Origin of the sequence: Pseudomonas sp. Irchel s3b2 (assembly GCF_900187445.1) — a bacterium.
GTDB lineage: Bacteria > Pseudomonadota > Gammaproteobacteria > Pseudomonadales > Pseudomonadaceae > Aquipseudomonas.
Window position 1 is genome coordinate 301695 of the sequence record NZ_FYEB01000006.1, and the last position, 18115, is coordinate 319809.

Sequence of the window (18115 nt, forward strand, 5' to 3'; positions counted from 1 at the left end):
GCCTGATCGTGGGTTCGACCGCCCTCAGCGCAGGCGCCATCACCACGGGCAATACCATCTTCTCGATCGGGGTGGTGCCCAGCGGAGCCAATGCCGGCATCGTCACGCTGACCCAGTTCGCCGAGATTGACCACGCCTTGGAGACCCCGACCACCGCACCCTTTGACGACCAGTTCGCGGTATTGGCCAACAACCTGGTCAAGCTCACCGGCACCGCGCTCAGCACTGACGGCGATGGCGACACCGCCACCGACAGCGAGGACGTGGACCTGGGCGGCAACGTTCGCTTTGCCGACGATGGCCCATCAGTATCTGCCAATGCAACGGTACTGCTGGACGACGACGCGAAAACAGGCGGCAACCCGGGCGGCACGGGCGACGATGACGACTCGGCTAACGTCAGCGGCACTCTGGGCCACGTCTTTGGCGCGGATGGCGCCGGTACGGTGGCCTATCTAACCAGCGGAGCGCCCACAGACTTCACCTATGTGGCCGATGCCACCAGTCTGTTGGTCAAGCAGGGCACGACCACGGTGCTGACGCTGACCATGGATGCGGCAACGGGCGACTATACGGTGGCGCTAAACAACCCGATCCTCCATGCAGAGGGCCTGACCGAGAACAACCAGGCGTTCACCATCAACTACCGGGTGACCGATGGTGATGGCGATACGGCCGATGGCACACTGACGATCAACGTCGATGACGACACCCCGGTCGTGACGGCCAAGTCGAGTCTGGTCTACGCGAACAGCAGAAACGGGTCGCTTGTGACAGATGTCGGTGGAACGGGCGTCTTCGCTTACTCGATTGGCGCGGACAAGCATGTAGCACCTTACAGTGCGTTGAACTCCGACTTCCTGTCCGTGTCTCTCACGGGCGTCACGGTGGGGGCGAACGCCATCACCAACAAATTGGTGACTTGGGTCTCGGAGACGGATAGCCAGGCGGTGTTCAGCGTGGGCTTCACCTACGTGTCCAATCCGACGCAGGGATCGACCAGCAACGCTACCGGCACACTGGTCTTTGACAAGGTGGCTGACACCTATACCTTGAAACTGGATCAGGAGATTGAGAGCTTCAGCATCCTGAACACCTCGACGCCTGGTAACCCCCTTCAGGGCTATGCGTTCAACTCAGACAATACCGTTGGATCGAATCCGCCGGTCTCGGTGATGACGCTTGCCAGCAACTTCTTTGTGCAGTTCGAAGGATTCGGCGTGAATAACGGGACGGCCCAAACCTTCGCTTACGACACCGACACAGGCTTGTTCTCGAATGATCGACGGTATGTCACGGTTTCATCGAATTCGATTGGCGCGGCCAGCGACACGCTCCAATCGGACGAGGTGATTGATCTGGACTTTTTCGTCGACAATCCTAAAGGGCACACCGATTCTGCCGTGGAAAGGGCCACAAGCAAGGCGATCTTTCTCGAGTTCACACAGGCTGGCATTGGCGCCGGCAAAGACATGCTGGTGGTATTGAAGCTGGTTGATGACATTTCCGGGGCAGAAATCAATCGGACCTTCATTGTTGGAAACTCAGCCGGTAATGACGATGTTATCAATACCAGTGTGCCCTCATACGGATTCGTGGCTCAGGCACAAAACGGCATCGTGGTCTTCGAGAGCAATGACTACAACTTCAGCGGAGAACACTACTCGATCCAGGGCGCGCAAGTGGTGACATCGACTCAAAACGTAAGCGGAACCGGTTACCAGCTCAATGGGGTCATCGACAATCCCGCGACCGGGACGGTTGAGGGTGCAACGCTCATTACTAGCCTGACAAATTTCGGTGGCGCCACGACTGAGGGGAATAACGAACCCATCAAGATCGTCAACATCGGTTTCGTGGCCTCGGCGACACCGGACGCCCACCTGACCTTCGATGTAGCGCTGACGGATGCCGACGGTGACGCGACGACCACGCAAACCCTGGACGTGATAATTGTTGGCGATAACCGAGTGACCGCCTCAGCGGGTGCGGACTCATTCGTGATCGCCGACACCGACGTCGACGGGCTGTTCTCCATGGCCTTGACTGTCATCGATGGCGGCTTTGCCACCGGCAGTGACACGTTCAACTTCACGCTGGCGGGCTCGGACGGGAACTACACCGAAGTGCTGGCACCAGTCACCAACCTGGCGGCGTTCACAGCCGCTGCGGATATCGCGCTGGACGGTACGAAGACCTACTACTTCGGCGTCGTTGGAGGCGACGGCTATCTGGCATTCGACGGCGACGGAAGTGGTATCACCGCCATCATCCAGTTGGTGGGGGTGACCGACATCATAAGCACTGACATCGTCTAAACGCCACTTAGGGAAAACGGCCTGACTCCCACAAGGAGCCAGGCCGTTTTCATTGGAATATAGGCGACACCGCCCCTTCGCGTCCTCATCCCGTTTCCCCTCCCAAGTAGTCTGAAACTCCCACCCCGCTTGGGAGTATCGGCCGATGCGCAACCCCCTGCGCATGCTCATAGTTGCGAACTATGGTCAACGGTCAGACCTCGATGGCCGCATGCTTAGGAGAAAATCATGGCTATTGAAATCACCGGCGAGGACGTTGTGCTGGACGAAACGCCCGACTTGCAGAACGCCACCGCCACGCCAACCCCTGCGGGAGATGCTGACGACAACGACATTCTGGTGGCGTCCCTGCCCTCGCCCTTCTCTACCCGTTTGACCGCACTTGGCGCAGGTACCGCCACGAATGCGGCCTTGAGTGGCTATACCGGAGCCGTGGACGACACGGGCAGCGATGCCTTTACCGTCACCGACGGAGCAACCATTACCGATATCAGCTTCGTCGACAGCGCTGGCGCCCCCCTCAATGGCGTGGATAGCGGGCTCGACACCCTCGATGGCACCAGCATCCTTCTCTATACGGACACGAACAACAATATCCTTCTAGGCCGAGCCGGGAGCGCAACCGGCGCAATCGTATTCGCTGCCTATATTGAAGAAACCGGATCGCCGGTCGTCACCGGCGGCAAGATCTGGACCGTGGAGTACCAACCGCTCAAGCATCCAGATGCTACGAACCCCGATGATGCGCTCAATCTGCTGGATAAGGTATTCGTCGGAACCAGTCAGGACCTGGAATTCAGTCTGGCTGGTGCGCCCTCCGGGCAGAACCTCTTCCTGATGTTCACGACGGTGGATCCGACAGTTGTCGACGTCAATGGTGTTTTGCGGATCACGGATCCCACCATCATCGCCACCGGCAAGGACCCCGCAAACCAGTCAACTGGCGTCAATATAAACACTGGCGACACGGTCAACACCAGCCAGGCAGGTGGCCCGACCACCTTCGGCACCAACAGCCAGATGATTACGGAACAGGAGGGCATTCGTTATTCGTTCGTCACCGGTGCCAGGCAGGATGTGACCATTCCCGAGCTGGATCAGACCGAAGCAGATGTTGAAGCCAACATCGATTTTACCGACGTCGTCAATGCGAACAAGGCCAGTTTCGACGTCGTGCAGTTGCAAAGCGGCAAGAGTGCCGTCGTAAAAATCAGCGCATTCAGCACCACTGCTGAACCTGGCGTGAATTTCATTGACGGCTATACGAACGATACGCCAGTTGCGATCACCAATGTGCTCATCACCAACATCAGCACCGGGGAGGTGATCGAGAATTCAGACGGACCGGAGGATGATCCCGCTATTGACATCAGCTTTGATGCTGACGGGGTTGCAACCATCACCGGCGTTAAAGCCGGTTACCGGATTGAATACACCACAACGGAGGTTCACAACCGCGTGCTCGTCGAGAACGGAGCGGCCCTCGATGCCAAGGGCAATACCCACGCCGATTTTGATATCGGTGCTTTCAAGCTGCTCCAAACTGCTGTTACGACCGCCGAAATCGGCTCCAAGATCATCTTCGAAGATGACGGCCCGACACTCGCCTTTGGCAACCTGATCGGGACCGGTAGCGTCCTGCCGCAAACCGGGTTCTGGAGTCATTCTGCCGGCGCTGACGGGCTGAATACGGCCGGTCTGGATATCTCGGTGAATAGTCAGTTCACCCTCGTCAGGCCAGACAACACGACCACCACCGGCACCGCCACCCTCACCGAGCTGGCGCTCTCACCGGACGGCAATGGCGCGTATCAATTCGAAGGGACGTTGACCGGCGATTTCGACAACAACGCCGCTACAGCGGATACCACCATCGACTACACGCTGACCGCCTTTGACGATGGCAGCTATGCACTGGATCTGGTGCAAGGCTTTAGTTCGACGGTCGTGCTCAGCAGTGCCGACGGCGCGCTCCGTGCCGGCGGCCCGGACCCCGTGCGCACACTGTTAATTCCGAAAACGGATGACCCGACTATTCCTTCGGCATCCGAAGAGGTTGTCTTTTTTGGTGTTAACGCAGACACCACCGCAGGCGATGTATTGTCCGCCATCGGCCTGGGAGCGCCCGACCTCACCGAAACGCAGGTAGAAGGTGGCGGGTTTGCCTTCATTGGCGCTGCGAACATGAACGTCAGCACCTCCGGCATTGGCATTGGCAACAACAACCTGGATGGAAACGGGACGGCAGGCATCAATAGTGGTGACGAGAGTTTCGTCATCAACCCCGAGACCTTGTTGACGGGCATGAAAATTTTCATCGACAACTCGGTGCAGGGGTACAACCCGGCAACTGAAGAACTGTACTACACGATCTTCTACGCTGACGGCACGACTTCGGGCTCGCCGACCAAGGTGCTTGCCGCGGATCTGACTCCGGAGGCTGGAGGACAAACGTCCTTCCTCATCGAGCGAACGGACGCCAAGCTCATTGACGCTGTTCAGCTCACGATGGGCCTGGGCACGATCAAGATCCCGGTGATCCAGTTCATTCAGGAGACCGAGAGCCTGGCCAGCGATATCCAGCTGACCTTCAACGCGACGGTGACGGACAGGGATGGGGACTCGGCATCAAGTACGTTTGACGCCAACCTGTTCGCCAACGACTTGACCGGCGCCTTCGACTACACGCTGGTGGGTACGGACGATGAGCTTGATGCCTTCAACGTCGACTTGTCATTCGATGAAAACCTGTACCAGATTACCGGCTTCGATACGGACGCAAACCTGCGAGACACTCTGGTGCTCAACGGCGACCAGACTGCTGATGTCCAGATCGACACCAGCGGCGCAGACAGCATCGTGACGGTTACCGAAACGGGCGGACAAGTCACGACCATCACCTTGGTCGGGGTTGATCTTCTGACTAGCAACGACATCGTTATCGGCAGCGTCTGAGGCGTCGCGCGCGTGAAAAATGCGAGGGTGGCGCAAGCCACTCTCGCATTGTTTTTTGCAGTTCCAATAGGCGATCCGCACGCTCGCATCACCCTGGGCACCCTGCAGCAGACCACCAACGAGGACGACTAGGCCGAAACTCCCATCCCGCTTGGGAGTTTCGGCCGATGCGCAATTTCCGGCGCTTGGTCATAGTTGTAGAGGTCAATGGTCACACCTCAATGACCGCAATTGCTCAGGAGAAAAATCATGGCTATTGCAATCACCGGCGAGGACGTAGTGCTGGACGAAACGGCGGGGTTACAGAACGCCACCGCCACTCCAACCCCTGCAGGAGACGCTGACGACAACGACATTCTGGTGGCATCCCTGCCCTCTTCCTTTTCTACCCGTTTGACCGCACTGGGAGCAGGTACCACAACGGGTGCGGCCTTGAGTGGCTATACCGGTGCCGCGGGCGACACAGGCAGCAATGCATTCACTTTCACCGGCGGAGGAAGCATTACCGATATCCGCTTCGTCGACAGCGCTGGCGCACCGCTCAATGGCGTGGACAGCGGACTGGACACCCTCGATGGCACCAGCATCCTTCTCTATACCGATACGGACAACAACATCCTTCTAGGCCGAGCCGGGGGCGCAGATGGCGCGATCGTGTTCGCTGCCTACATTGAAGAGACCGGATCGCCGGTCACCGGCGGCAAGATCTGGACCGTGGAGTACCAACCGCTCAAGCATCCAGATATAACGAACCCCGATGATTCGCTCAATCTGCTGGATAAGGTGTTCATCGGAGCCACTCAGGACCTGGGTTTCAGTCTGGCCGGTGCGCCCTCCGGCCAAAACCTGTTCCTGATGTTCACGAAATTGAACCCCACAACTGAAACAGTCGATGGTGTCGTGCGGATCACGGACCCCACCATCATCGCCACCGGCAAGGACCCCGCAGACCAGTCAAGCGGCGCCAATATAAACACTGGCGACACGATCAATACCAGCCAAGGGGGTGGCCCGACCACCATCGGCACCAACAACCAGATGATTGTGGAACAGGAAGGCATCCGCTTTTCGTTCGTCACGGGCGCCAGGCAGGATGTGACCGTTCCCAACCTTAGCCAGAACGAAGCCGATGTTGAGTCCAACATCGACTTTACCGACGTCTACAATGCAACGTCGGCCAGTTTCGACGTCGTGCAGTTGCAAGGCGGCAAGAGTGCTGTCGTAAAAGTCAGCGCATTCAGCACCGCTGCTGAACCTGGTGTGAATTTCGTCAACGGCTATACGGGCGATACGCCGGTTGCCATCACCAATATCAGCGTCATCAACATCAGCACCGGGCTGGTGATCGAGAATTCAGACGGATCGGTGAATGATCCGGCCATTGGCATCAGCTTCGCTAATGGGGTTGCAACCATCACCGGCGTTTTGGCCGGCTACCAGATTGAATACACCACAACGGATGTTCACAACCGCGTACTCATCGAGAACGGCGCGGCCCTCGACGCCAGGGGCAACGACCACGCCGATTTTGATATCGGCGGCTTCACGCTGCGCGAAGCCTCTACTACGATCGCCGAAATCGGCTCCAAACTCCTCTTCGAGGATGACGGCCCGAGCATCACCGCCACTGGCGAGGAGCCAACGCTGACGGTAGACGAAACGGTGCTGACGACCGACGCCACGCAGAACTTTGCCGCCAACTTCACCTCGGCGTTTGGCGCTGATGGGCCGGGTACGCTGACCTATGCGCTGGGCGTGGTGGCGGGTGCCTCCGGGCTGACCGACACCGCCACCGGTGAAGCGGTCAACCTGTCGCTCAACGGTGGCGTGGTGGAAGGCCGCACGGCCACGACCAATCTGCTGGTGTTCACGGTCAGCGTCGCCGCCAATGGTGACGTCACCCTCGATCAACAACGGGCGGTGGTGCATCCCGATACCACCAACCCGGATGATTCGACGAGTCTGACCTCGGACGATCTGGTCACGCTGACGGCAACCACCACCGACGGGGACGGCGATAGCGTCCAGGCAACCCTCAACATCGGCTCGAACCTGGTGTTCAAGGACGACGGACCGAGCATCACCGCCACCGGCACGGAGCCTGTGCTGACAGTGGACGAAACGGTGCTGGCGACCGACGCCACCCAGAACTTTGCCGCCAACTTCACCTCGGCGTTTGGCGCCGATGGTGCCGGCACATTGACCTATGCGCTGGGCGTGGTGGCCGGAGCTTCCGGGCTGACCGATACGGCCACCGGTGAGGCGGTCAACCTGTCGCTCAACGGCACCGTGGTCGAAGGCCGCACGGCCACGACCGGCCTACTGGTGTTCACGGTTAGCGTGGCCGCCAATGGTGACGTCACCCTCGATCAACAGCGGGCGGTGGTGCATCCCGACGCTACCAATCCAGACGATTCGACGACGCTGTCGGCGGACAATCTGGTGACGCTGATAGCGACCGCAACCGACAAGGACGGCGATAGCGTCCAGGCAACCCTCAACATCGGCTCGAACCTGGTGTTCAAGGACGACGGACCCAGCATCACCACCACCGGTGAGGAACCAACGCTGACGGTAGACGAAACGGTGCTGACGACCGACGCCACGCAGAACTTTGCCGCCAACTTCACCTCGGCGTTTGGCGCTGATGGGCCGGGTACGCTGACCTATGCGCTGGGCGTGGTAGCGGGTGCCTCCGGGCTGACCGACACGGCCACCGGTGAGGCAGTGAACCTGTCGCTCAACGGTGGCGTGGTCGAAGGCCGCACGGCCACGACCAATCTGCTGGTGTTCACGGTCAGCGTCGCCGCCAATGGTGACGTCACCCTCGATCAACAGCGGGCGGTGGTGCATCCCGATACCACCAATCCGGATGATTCGACGAGTCTGACCTCGGACGATCTGGTCACGCTGACGGCAACCACCACCGATGGCGATGGCGATAGCGTCCAGGCAACGCTCAACATCGGCTCGAACCTGGTGTTCAAGGACGACGGACCCAGCATCAGCACCACGGGCGAGGAACCAACGCTGACGGTCGATGAAACGGTGCTGGCGACCGACGCCACGCAGAACTTTGCCGCCAACTTCAGCTCCGCGTTTGGCGCTGATGGGCCGGGTACGCTGACCTATGCGCTGGGTGTGGTGGCAGGAGCCTCCGGGTTGACCGATACGGCCACCGGCGAGGCGGTCAACCTGTCACTCAACGGTGGCGTGGTGGAAGGCCGCACGGCCACGACCAACCTGCTGGTGTTCACGGTCAGCGTCGCCGCCAATGGTGACGTCACCCTCGATCAACAGCGGGCGGTAGTGCATCCCGATACCACCAACCCGGATGATTCGACGAGTCTGACCTCGGACGATCTGGTTACGCTGACGGCAACCACCACCGATGGCGACGGCGATAGCGTCCAGGCAACCCTCAACATCGGCTCGAACCTGGTGTTCAAGGACGACGGACCCAGCATCAGCACCACCGGCGAGGAACCAACGCTGACGGTCGATGAAACGGTGCTGGCGACCGACGCCACTCAGAACTTTGCCGCCAACTTCAACTCGGCGTTCGGCGCCGATGGGCCAGGCACGCAGACCTACGCGCTGGGCGTGGTGGCGGGAGCCTCCGGGCTGACCGACACGGCCACCGGCGAGGCGGTCAACCTGTCGCTCAACGGTGGCGTGGTGGAAGGACGCACGGCCACGACCGGCCTGTTGGTGTTCACGGTCAGCGTCGCCGCCAATGGTGACGTCACCCTCGATCAACAACGGGCGGTGGTGCATCCCGATACCACCAATCCAGATGATTCGACGAGTCTGACCTCGGACGATCTGGTGACACTGACGGCGACCACCACCGACGGGGACGGCGATAGCGTCCAGGCAACCCTCAACATCGGCTCGAACCTGGTGTTCAAGGACGACGGACCAAGCATCAGCACCACCGGCACGGAGCCTGTGCTGACGGTAGACGAAACGGTGCTGGCGACCGACGCCACCCAGAACTTTGCCGCCAACTTCAGCTCCGCATTTGGCGCTGATGGGCCGGGCACGCAGACCTATGCGTTGGGCGTGGTAGCGGGCGCCTCCGGGCTGACCGACACGGCCACCGGAGAGGCGGTCAACCTGTCGCTCAACGGTGGCGTGGTGGAAGGCCGCACGGCCACGACCGGCCTGCTGGTGTTCACGGTCAGCGTCGCCGCCAATGGTGACGTCACCCTCGATCAACAGCGCGCAGTGGTGCATCCCGATGCCACCAATCCAGATGATTCGACGACGCTGTCGGCGGATAATCTGGTGACACTGACGGCGACCACCACCGACGGCGACGGCGACAGCGTCCAGGCAACGCTCAACATTGGGCAAAACCTGGTGTTCAAGGACGACGGGCCAAGCATCAGCACCACCGGCACGGAGCCTGTGCTGACGGTAGACGAAACGGTGCTGACGACCGACGCCACCCAGAACTTTGCCGCCAACTTCAGCTCCGCATTTGGCGCTGATGGCGCGGGTACGCTGACCTACGCGCTGGGCGTGGTGGCGGGAGCCTCCGGGCTGACCGACACGGCCACGGGCGAGGCGGTCAACCTGTCGCTCAACGGTGGCGTGGTGGAAGGCCGCACGGCCACGACCAACCTGCTGGTGTTCACGGCCAGCGTCGCCGCCAATGGTGACGTCACGCTCGATCAGCTGCGGGCAGTGGTGCATCCTGACGCCACCAATCCAGATGATTCGACGACGCTGTCGGCGGACAACCTGGTGACGCTGATAGGGACCGCAACCGACAAGGACGGCGACAGCGCCCAGGCGACCCTCAACATCGGACAGAACCTGATATTCAAGGATGACGGCCCATCACTTGCATTCGGCAACCTGATCGGCACCGGTAGCGTCCTGCCGCAATACGGGTTCTGGGACAATTCGGCCGGAGCGGACGGGCTGGGTGCGGCCGGTCTGGATATCTCGGTGAATAGCCAGTTCACCCTCGTCAGGCCAGACAACACGACCACGACCGGGACCGCCACGCTCACCGAGCAGTCGCCCTCACCGGACGGCAATGGCGCGTATCAATTCGCAGGGACGTTGACCGGCGATTTCGACAACAACGCCGCAACGGCGGATACCAGCGTCGACTACACGCTGACCGCCTTTGCCAATGGCACCTATGCACTGGATCTGGTGCAAGGCTTCCGTTCGGAGATCGTGCTCAGCACTGCCGACGGCGCGCTCGGTGCCGGCGGTCCGGATCCAGTGCGCACCTTGTTAATTCCAGAGCAGGATCCGCCGACTATTCCTTCGCCATCTGAGGAGGTTGTGTTCTTTTCCGCGAAGGCCCTTGCGTCCACTTCGGACATCCTGACCGGTATCGGGCTCGGAGAACCCGACCCCACCGAAGCCACGCTACAGACCAACCCGCTGCCCTCGTACATCGACCCGTCGGCCATGAACGTCAGCACGGCCGGCATCGGTGTCGCCAATAACCTGTTCCAGGGCGACAACCTGGCGGCAATCGGCGTTGACGATGAAAGTTTCGTCATCAATCCGGAGAGCCTGCTGACGGGCATGAGGGTCTTCATCGACAACTCCGTGGGGGGTTACAACACGGCGACCGAGGACCTGTACTACAGGGCCTACTACGAGGATGGCACGTTCTCGAACCTCATCGAAGTGAACACCCTGACTCCGGAGGCAGGCGGACAGGTATCCTTCCTCGTTGAGAGCGATGGCACGAATCTGATCGATGCTGTTCAGCTCACGATGGCCCGAGGCGAGATCAAGATCCCGACGATCCAGTTCATTCAGGAGAGCGAAAGCCTGGCCAGCGATGTCCAGCTGACGTTCAACGCGACGCTGACCGACAAGGATGGGGACTCGGCGACGAGTACGTTCGACGCCAACCTGTTCGCCAACGACTCGGCGGACGCCCTCTTCGACTTCTCGCTGGTGGGTACGGGCGGTGAGCGTGATGCCTTCAACATCGATTTGTCAGTCGATGAGAATCTGTATCAGGTCACCGGCTTCGACGCGAACGCAAACCTGCGAGACGCCCTGGTGCTCAACGGCGACCAGAGCGCGGTTGTCCAATCGATCGACATCAGCGGTGCAGACAGCATCGTGACGGTTGCCGAGACGGGCGGACAAGTCACGACCATCACCTTGGTCGGGGTCGATCTTCTGAGTAGTGACATTGTTGTTGGCGGCGTCTGAGAAACGCGCGCAAAAGGATGCGAGGGTGGCGAAAGCCACCCTCGCATTTTTTTGCAGTTCCAATAGGAGATCCGCACGATCGCATCAACTTGGGCACCCTGCGGCAGGCCACCGACAAGGACGGCGACACGGTGACGAGCCAGGCACGCTAAAAGCTGTCAGACCGTCTTGTTTTTTGACGTGAACTCAAATCCAGTTCCACCCATGTGGACTCGGGTGGCTTTTCGTTGTTGGTGAGCCCGTGCTTCAGCGCATACATCAGCAAATCGATTCGGTTGATGAGATTTAGCTTCTGATAGATGTTGCTGAGGTGGTTGTGCACGGTGTGCTCGCTGATGCCCAGGCGCCCGGCGATGCTCATGTATTTGGCGGACGGATCCCCCACAATGGCGCGAATAAGTTCCCTCTCGCGCAGCGTCAGCCGCGCCTGTTTCGCCTGCTCCAGATTGCATTTCAAGTGTATATGCCCGGTCGCGGAATAGCCGGAAAGCCCACCGGCCCAGGCTCTATCCTTTCCAGTGTCGCGGTGGTGGACCGTGATGATGGCCTGGATGATCGATTCCGTCGGGTCTTCCGCCAGCACGATGCCGCGTGCGCCCGCCTCTATTGCTTGGGCAACGGGGATGGCCTCGTACAGGCCCTTGAGGACCAGCACTTTCATTTCGGCGCTGCGGGTGAGCCCCGCAACCACCTCCAGTGGGTTCAGCGCATCTGGAAAGAAACTGAAAAAAATCACATTGGGACGCAACTGATCGGCAAGATCCAGCGCGTTGGTATAGGTGGTGGCCTGGCCGCTCACTTCCATCTGAGGCTTCCTGGCATTGATCAAATCTTGAAGGCCCATGAGAACGAGGGGACGACAATCGATCAGCATCACGCGTATTGGTTTTCTGTGGGTCGTCATATTTTCCTGACTCCCTTGAAGATTAACTCTGACCTCCCTCCCTTGGCCTTCATGAATCAGCAGCTCAATCACCTGACCACCGTGATCGAAGGACAGATGCGAGCGCCGACAGGCCTTACGGTGCCCACCCGGTTATTCATCCTTGGGGGACACTTCCACTGGCTTCACCGGCAGGCGTTGCGGACGTTTCCAAGACCCGGGCAAAGCCATCGAGGCAACATAAATAGGAATAATCATCAATAGCTTGAGCATGATTGATGTGCTCCCTCGAACCACTGAACTGAGTCTAGGCCAGCCCAGCACACTGCCAGCACGCCCATCCGCCAGTCGTCGACTCAAGCCTCATGCGAGTAGCCCGGCCGATGTTCCCAAGGCCCTCCCTGCCTTATAAAATCAAGGTCTTAGGCTCGTCGGAGGTGACCTGCAGCCAAGGTCCGATCACGACCAAAATCGTCAATTAACCGACGAATGGCGTACACCAAAGCGAAACCGTAATACTGACGTCAATTTATCGGCGTAATTTGCCTCTTCCGAGCCATTGGAATGCTCCCAGTCTGGGTCTCGCCGCTGGTTTTTCCTTCGGGTGCGCCGAGTAACAGCATGACTGCGGTGCTCAAGTTTTTTGCGATAAAGCCACAGCAACCACCGCCTGAACTGCCAGGGGTTGTGGCTCAAATTGGCGTCCAGTGGGGACGGGGACACACAGTCGGTATTGCGACAGGATCAGGGGGATGTGAAGTTTTGGCTGGAGCTGCCGGAGCTCAACCAGCCATTAACGTTTTCGACACCCTCGGCAGGCGGCTTTCCCGCCCAGCGATTGAGCGTGAGGACATTGGTGACGAATTCGTATTGCGTTTTGAGCAGATCACGACGAGCGCGGAATTCGTTGCGTACGCTGGTCAGTACATCGACGGCATTGACCATGCCGTAATCGAGCGCTTTCTCTGCCGCCACTCTCGACAGCTGTGCCGAGGCCAGGGCATTTCGGCTCGCACTGATCTTTTCGCCGCTCGAATTGGCAGTCAGGTAAGCGCTAGTGATCTCCTTGACCACCCGGCGCCGGATCGCTTCCAGTTCCTGCTCGGCGGTAATCTGATCCTGGTAGAGCCCACGGACCCGCGCCGAGGTCGAACCGCCGCTGTACAGCGGCACCTGCACGCCAATACCGGCGACATAACTGTCGGTGCGCGGCGCCAGGGCATTGTTGTAGCCCTCGTTGGTCTGCTGCGCGCTCAGCGTAAGGCTCAGGGTCGGATAGTGCCCGCCCTTGCCGCTGCGCAACGCTGCGCCCGCTGCTTCGACACTGCTCTCGTTGGCCTTGAGCGCCGGGTTTAGCGCTATACCGTCGCGGACCCAGGTTTCCAGGCTCTGCGCTGAAACCCGCAGTTGCACATCATCGCGAATTCGGTTGAGCTTCTCCTTGACCGGCCGGCCGACGATCTCTGCCAGTGCCTCGCGACTGATACTGGCCTGGTTCTGGGCATCCAGTTCCTGCGCCGCCAGCAAATCTACCCGGGCCTTGAGGTCGAGTTGATCGGTAACCATTGCCAGCTGCTTTTCGTACAGCGCATTGACTCGGTCCAGACTCTTTTGCGTGGTTCGACGCTCCGCCCTCACCAACTCCAGTTCATCTTCGGCCGCCAACGCGGTGAAGTAACGCTGCGCCAAGTCCACTGTGGCCTCGGCCTGGGCATCCAGCGCTTGCGATTCGGACTGCTTGGCCAGGCTTTTGAATTTTTGGTAGTTCTCCCATGCGGTCTTGTTGTAGAGGTACTGACGCAGCACCAGGCTGTAGTTTTCGCTATCGTAACTTTGCTCCACCAGGTCGCTCTCCTGATGAATCCGATTCGTCCCGGCGTTCAGCGATACCTGCGGGAACAGCGCACCCATCGCTTCACGCTGATGTTCCTTGCCCGCCTGGGCTTGCGCATAGGAGGCCAATACCCGCGGATCTTCCAGTCGTGATTCACGATACAACTGCATGAGGTCGGTGGAAAACGTCGAGGCGCTGACCCCGGTCGGCGTTGCCGCAGTGGTTTGCGCCAGGGCGGCACCCGCTGCAAGCATGAACGCACCGCCCAGCAGAACTGTCGATGCGCTCATGGTTATTCCTCGATCATCGATTGAGCCATGGCATCGCGAGCCGGCTGCATCAAGTACTGCAACAACGTGCGTTGCCCGGTGATGATCAATACGTCCGCCGGCATCCCCGGCAACAACTTGCGCTCACCCAAAGTGCGCACGCCCTCCTCGGTTACCCGGACCCGCGCCAGGTAATAGGCAGTCCCGGCCTTTTCGTTGACCAGCCGGTCAGCCGATACGCTGCTGACCTCGCCTTCGATCACGGGAGTGGTCGAGCTATTGAACGCGCCGAAACGGATATCGGCACGCTTGCCGATGGCGACACGATCAATATCCACCGGCGCCACCTGGGCCTCTATGACCAGCTCGGAAACCGATGGAACAATATCCAGCAGCGGCGTCGCCGGACTCACGACCCCCCCAATGGTGTGCACCGTCATGCCAATCACCATGCCCGCGTCGGGTGCGCGGATGACGATGCGACTGAGCCGGTCTTCCAGGGACGAGGTTTTCTCTTGCAGGTCGTACATCCTGGTCTGAACCTCGGCCAGCTCCTTGACCACCTCGGTACTGAAATCCTTGTCAATTTGCAGAATCTGCAGCTGTGTTTCGTTGATCTGCAGACGAGTCTTGTTAATAGCGGAACGGTGATCAGCCACCTCCGACCTGAGCATCCCCAGCTTGCGTTCCTGATCGAGCAGACGTTGTTTGTCAACGAACCCTTGCTTGAGCAGGTCGGTCAATTCAACGATTTCACCGCTGTAGGATTTCTCCAGATGAACCTTGGCAGCAATCATCGATTCCAGTCCCTTTATCTGTTGATTCAACTGACCAATGCGCTCGCGCAATACCGAGATCTGACCCAGCCGCGAGCCCTGCCGGGCGTTGAATACCCGAGTCTCGCCCTGGCGTGCTTCCACTCCTCGCAGACTCTCGGAATCGGCTATCTCCCCAAAACTGATCGCCGACTGTGTGTCGCGCTCGGCTCTGAGTCTTGCCTCCATGGCTCTGGTCGCGACCAGCTGGCCTCGGGTTATCTCGTATTCGAAGCGCAACTGGGCATCATCAAGAATGATCAGCGGATCACCACCCTTGACGATGTCACCGTCATGGACCAGTACCGCTTTGACGATGCCCCCTTCAGGATGCTGGACCGTTTTGCGGTAAGTCTGCACGGTGACCACCCCCGGCGCGTAAGCGGCACCGTCGAGGGGCGCGAGCGCCGCCCAGGTGCCGAAGAGGCCGAAGGTCACCCCTACAATACCAATGCCCAGGCGGCGTGCTTTACGATCAGATGTCGGCAGGCCGGCGAAGCTTTCAATTTGACGACTGGGCATCGTAGGGTTCATCGGTATTGCCCTTGCTGGTATCGACCGAAGCCATGCTGACGCCTACTGGCATGGCGTGCTTTTGCGCGTGCTTTTGTTGCTGCGCATTGAGTTCGGCGAGCACCTGCTCGCGTGGCCCGTAGAGACTGATAACCCCTGCGTTCATCACCATGAGCCGGTCAAGTTGCGACACGATGTTGGTTCGGTGGGTAATGACAAACAGGGTCGCGCCGGTCTGCTTGAGCTGCTGGATCGCTGCCACCAGAGCGCGATCACCGACTTCGTCAAGATTGGAATTGGGCTCGTCGAGAATAATCAGCCGCGGGTTGCCATACAGGGCACGGGCCAGTCCGATGCGCTGGCGCTGGCCTCCCGACAGCATGAGGCCCTCGCTGCCAATGACGGTGTCGTAGCCATCGGGCAACTGCAAAATCATTTCGTGAACGCCAGCGGTCCTGGCAGCCTGAATGACTTTCACCGAGTCGACCTCGGCGAAGCGGGCAATGTTCTCGCTGATGCTGCCTTCGAATAGTTCAATGTCCTGGGGCAAGTAACCTATATGCGGCCCGAGTTCATGTTTGTCCCACGCGCTGATGTCCGCGCCATCGAGCCGGACCACGCCATGCAGCGGCGCCCATACCCCTATCAGTGCCCTGGCCAGGGTGGACTTGCCCGCGGCACTTGGACCGATGATGCCGACAACACAGCCGGCAGGGACGCTGAAACTTATGTTGTTGATAATTGGGGTTTTCGAGCCAGGTGCCGCGACGACCAGATTCTCCACCTGCACGTGTCCCTGAGGCGCAGGCAATGACATACGCTCGGGCTGAGCCTGTTGTTTGTCGAGGATGTCGTTGAGACGGCGGTATTGCGAGCGGGCCGCAATAAAGCCCCTCCAACTGCCGATGATCAGATCGATGGGGGCCAATGCGCGCCCTAGCAGCACGGCCCCGGCAAACACCACGCCTGCCCCCACTTGATGGTCCACGGCCAGGTATGCCCCCAGGCCAAGGATCAGTGATTGCACCAAGATCCGGAAGGTCTTGGAAAGCGTGCTGATTATGGCACCTCTGTCGCTTGCCTCAGCCTGCAGCAACAGGACGTTTCTTTGACGAAGTCCCCAACGGTCCATCAGGGTTTCAAGCATGCCCATGGACTCGATGACTTCAGCATTGCGCAGATTTTTGGTGGTGTAGAGCGTCGCGCCGATATGTTCCTTGTTAGCCTGGGCCAGTGCCGGCCCCGTCAGCCTCTCATTGATAAATGCGAGCAATAACAACAATAGAGCACTGCCCGTCGCTACCCAGCCAAACCAGGGATGAAACATGAACATCACGGCGATATAGATCGGCAACCAAGGCGCGTCGAAAAAGGCGAACAAACCGTTGCCGGAGAGAAACTGTCTCAAGCCCGTCAAGTCGTTGAGCGACTGGGCCGAAGCATCCATGCCACCACTGTCCAGAGCCCGTTTGAAACTGGCTTTATAGACCTGGCGACTGAGCAACACATCCAGTCGGGTACTGACCCGAACCATGATCCGCGAACGAATCCATTCCAGGGAGCCGAGCGTGATGATCAGCCCAGTCATGATCAACGTCAGCATTGCCAGGGTTGTCAGACTTCCGCTGGCCATCACTCGCCCATACACCTGAAGCATGTAGAAAGTAGGAACGAGCATGAGCGCGTTGATGAAAAAGCTGAAAAAGCCAACAGAAATAAAGCTGTCTCTACAGGCTTTCAACGCATTTTTCAGACTGTTTTCAGGTGTGCTTCGCATTGAAACCCCTGCTCGGGAAAACCATCTTCTGGAGCTTAGATCATGCCGAACGACTGTGTGTAGCCATTGGCCGGATCGCCTCAACCCGCTGCAACGGCCCGGCGGTGAGGAGCGCAAGCGATCGGCGACGACGCCAGGATGCTCTATGACGTGCTGTCGCCCTTATCGCGGGGCTGATGAGAGGTTTGTGGTGCAGGTTACTGGCCAAATAGCACTTCGTCGTGCGCCCTCCTTCACTTATGGCAAATCCGATGGTCGGCACCGACAGCATGGGTATCTACACATCTTCCCGAGTTTGATGGTGTACATATCCGGTTCTGCGGTAACGGCCACTTAGGGTTCCGCCCTTACGGCGGGTCACTTGGAAAAGCCCCAAGTAACCAAGGGCTCTTGCCCCTTTCGTTCGGTGCCTCGCTTAGGCTCGGCATGCCCTCGCTCCGGTCCTGCTCCGTGGGCCCGCCGCGATCGGCCATCCATGGCCGTGCGCGGCTAACCCGGCATCCATGCCGGGTTGCCCACTGCGCAGAACCTCCACTCGGCCTCTCGAGGG

7 protein-coding genes are annotated in these 18115 nt (G+C 59.4%); 3 read left to right on the plus strand and 4 right to left on the minus strand.

Features of this window, described 5'->3' with window-relative positions; genetic code table 11:
* From CKW20_RS16505 to CKW20_RS16515, 3 genes are all read left to right on the plus strand, one after another.
* The coding region (locus tag CKW20_RS16505) for a DUF5801 repeats-in-toxin domain-containing protein (protein ID WP_218228009.1) at window positions 1-2318 on the plus strand (2318 nt) is incomplete at its 5' end.
* A 228-nt stretch (window positions 2319-2546) separates the two neighbouring features.
* The gene (locus CKW20_RS16510) at window positions 2547-5273 is read left to right on the plus strand and encodes a DUF5801 repeats-in-toxin domain-containing protein (protein ID WP_095053883.1); all 2727 of its coding nucleotides are present in this window, start codon (window positions 2547-2549) and stop codon (window positions 5271-5273) included.
* A gap of 249 nt (window positions 5274-5522) precedes the next feature.
* Window positions 5523-11474: a DUF5801 repeats-in-toxin domain-containing protein gene (locus CKW20_RS16515; protein WP_141228954.1), complete on the plus strand. Its 5952-nt coding sequence runs from the start codon at window positions 5523-5525 to the stop codon at window positions 11472-11474.
* 148 nt (window positions 11475-11622) lie between these two features.
* Here the strand turns inward: CKW20_RS16515 and CKW20_RS16520 are convergent, their stop codons facing one another.
* The 4 genes from CKW20_RS16520 to CKW20_RS16535 form a co-directional block, all read right to left on the minus strand.
* Window positions 11623-12378 (minus strand): response regulator transcription factor, encoded by a 756-nt coding sequence (locus CKW20_RS16520; RefSeq protein WP_095053884.1) that lies wholly within the window; start codon window positions 12376-12378, stop codon window positions 11623-11625.
* A 723-nt stretch (window positions 12379-13101) separates the two neighbouring features.
* Window positions 13102-14481, minus strand: coding sequence for a TolC family protein (locus CKW20_RS16525; RefSeq protein ID WP_095053885.1), 1380 nt, complete (start codon window positions 14479-14481; stop codon window positions 13102-13104).
* A gap of 2 nt (window positions 14482-14483) precedes the next feature.
* Window positions 14484-15797, minus strand: coding sequence for an HlyD family type I secretion periplasmic adaptor subunit (locus CKW20_RS16530; protein WP_095053886.1), 1314 nt, complete (start codon window positions 15795-15797; stop codon window positions 14484-14486).
* Complete coding sequence (locus CKW20_RS16535; RefSeq protein ID WP_095053887.1) at window positions 15778-17565, minus strand: type I secretion system permease/ATPase; 1788 nt, start codon at window positions 17563-17565, stop codon at window positions 15778-15780. Before CKW20_RS16535 ends, CKW20_RS16530 begins: the two co-directional genes overlap by 20 nt.
* Between the last annotated feature and the right edge of the window lie 550 nt (window positions 17566-18115).

What these genes read in the sequence shown, in the direction of transcription:
- CKW20_RS16510 (WP_095053883.1), top strand. Translation starts at nt 2,547, where the DNA reads ATGGCTATTGAAATCACCGGCGAGGACGTTGTGCTGGACGAAACGCCC.
- CKW20_RS16515 (WP_141228954.1), top strand. Translation starts at nt 5,523, where the DNA reads ATGGCTATTGCAATCACCGGCGAGGACGTAGTGCTGGACGAAACGGCG.
- CKW20_RS16520 (WP_095053884.1), bottom strand. Translation starts at nt 12,378, where the DNA reads ATGACGACCCACAGAAAACCAATACGCGTGATGCTGATCGATTGTCGT.
- CKW20_RS16525 (WP_095053885.1), bottom strand. Translation starts at nt 14,481, where the DNA reads ATGAGCGCATCGACAGTTCTGCTGGGCGGTGCGTTCATGCTTGCAGCG.
- CKW20_RS16530 (WP_095053886.1), bottom strand. Translation starts at nt 15,797, where the DNA reads ATGCCCAGTCGTCAAATTGAAAGCTTCGCCGGCCTGCCGACATCTGAT.
- CKW20_RS16535 (WP_095053887.1), bottom strand. Translation starts at nt 17,565, where the DNA reads ATGCGAAGCACACCTGAAAACAGTCTGAAAAATGCGTTGAAAGCCTGT.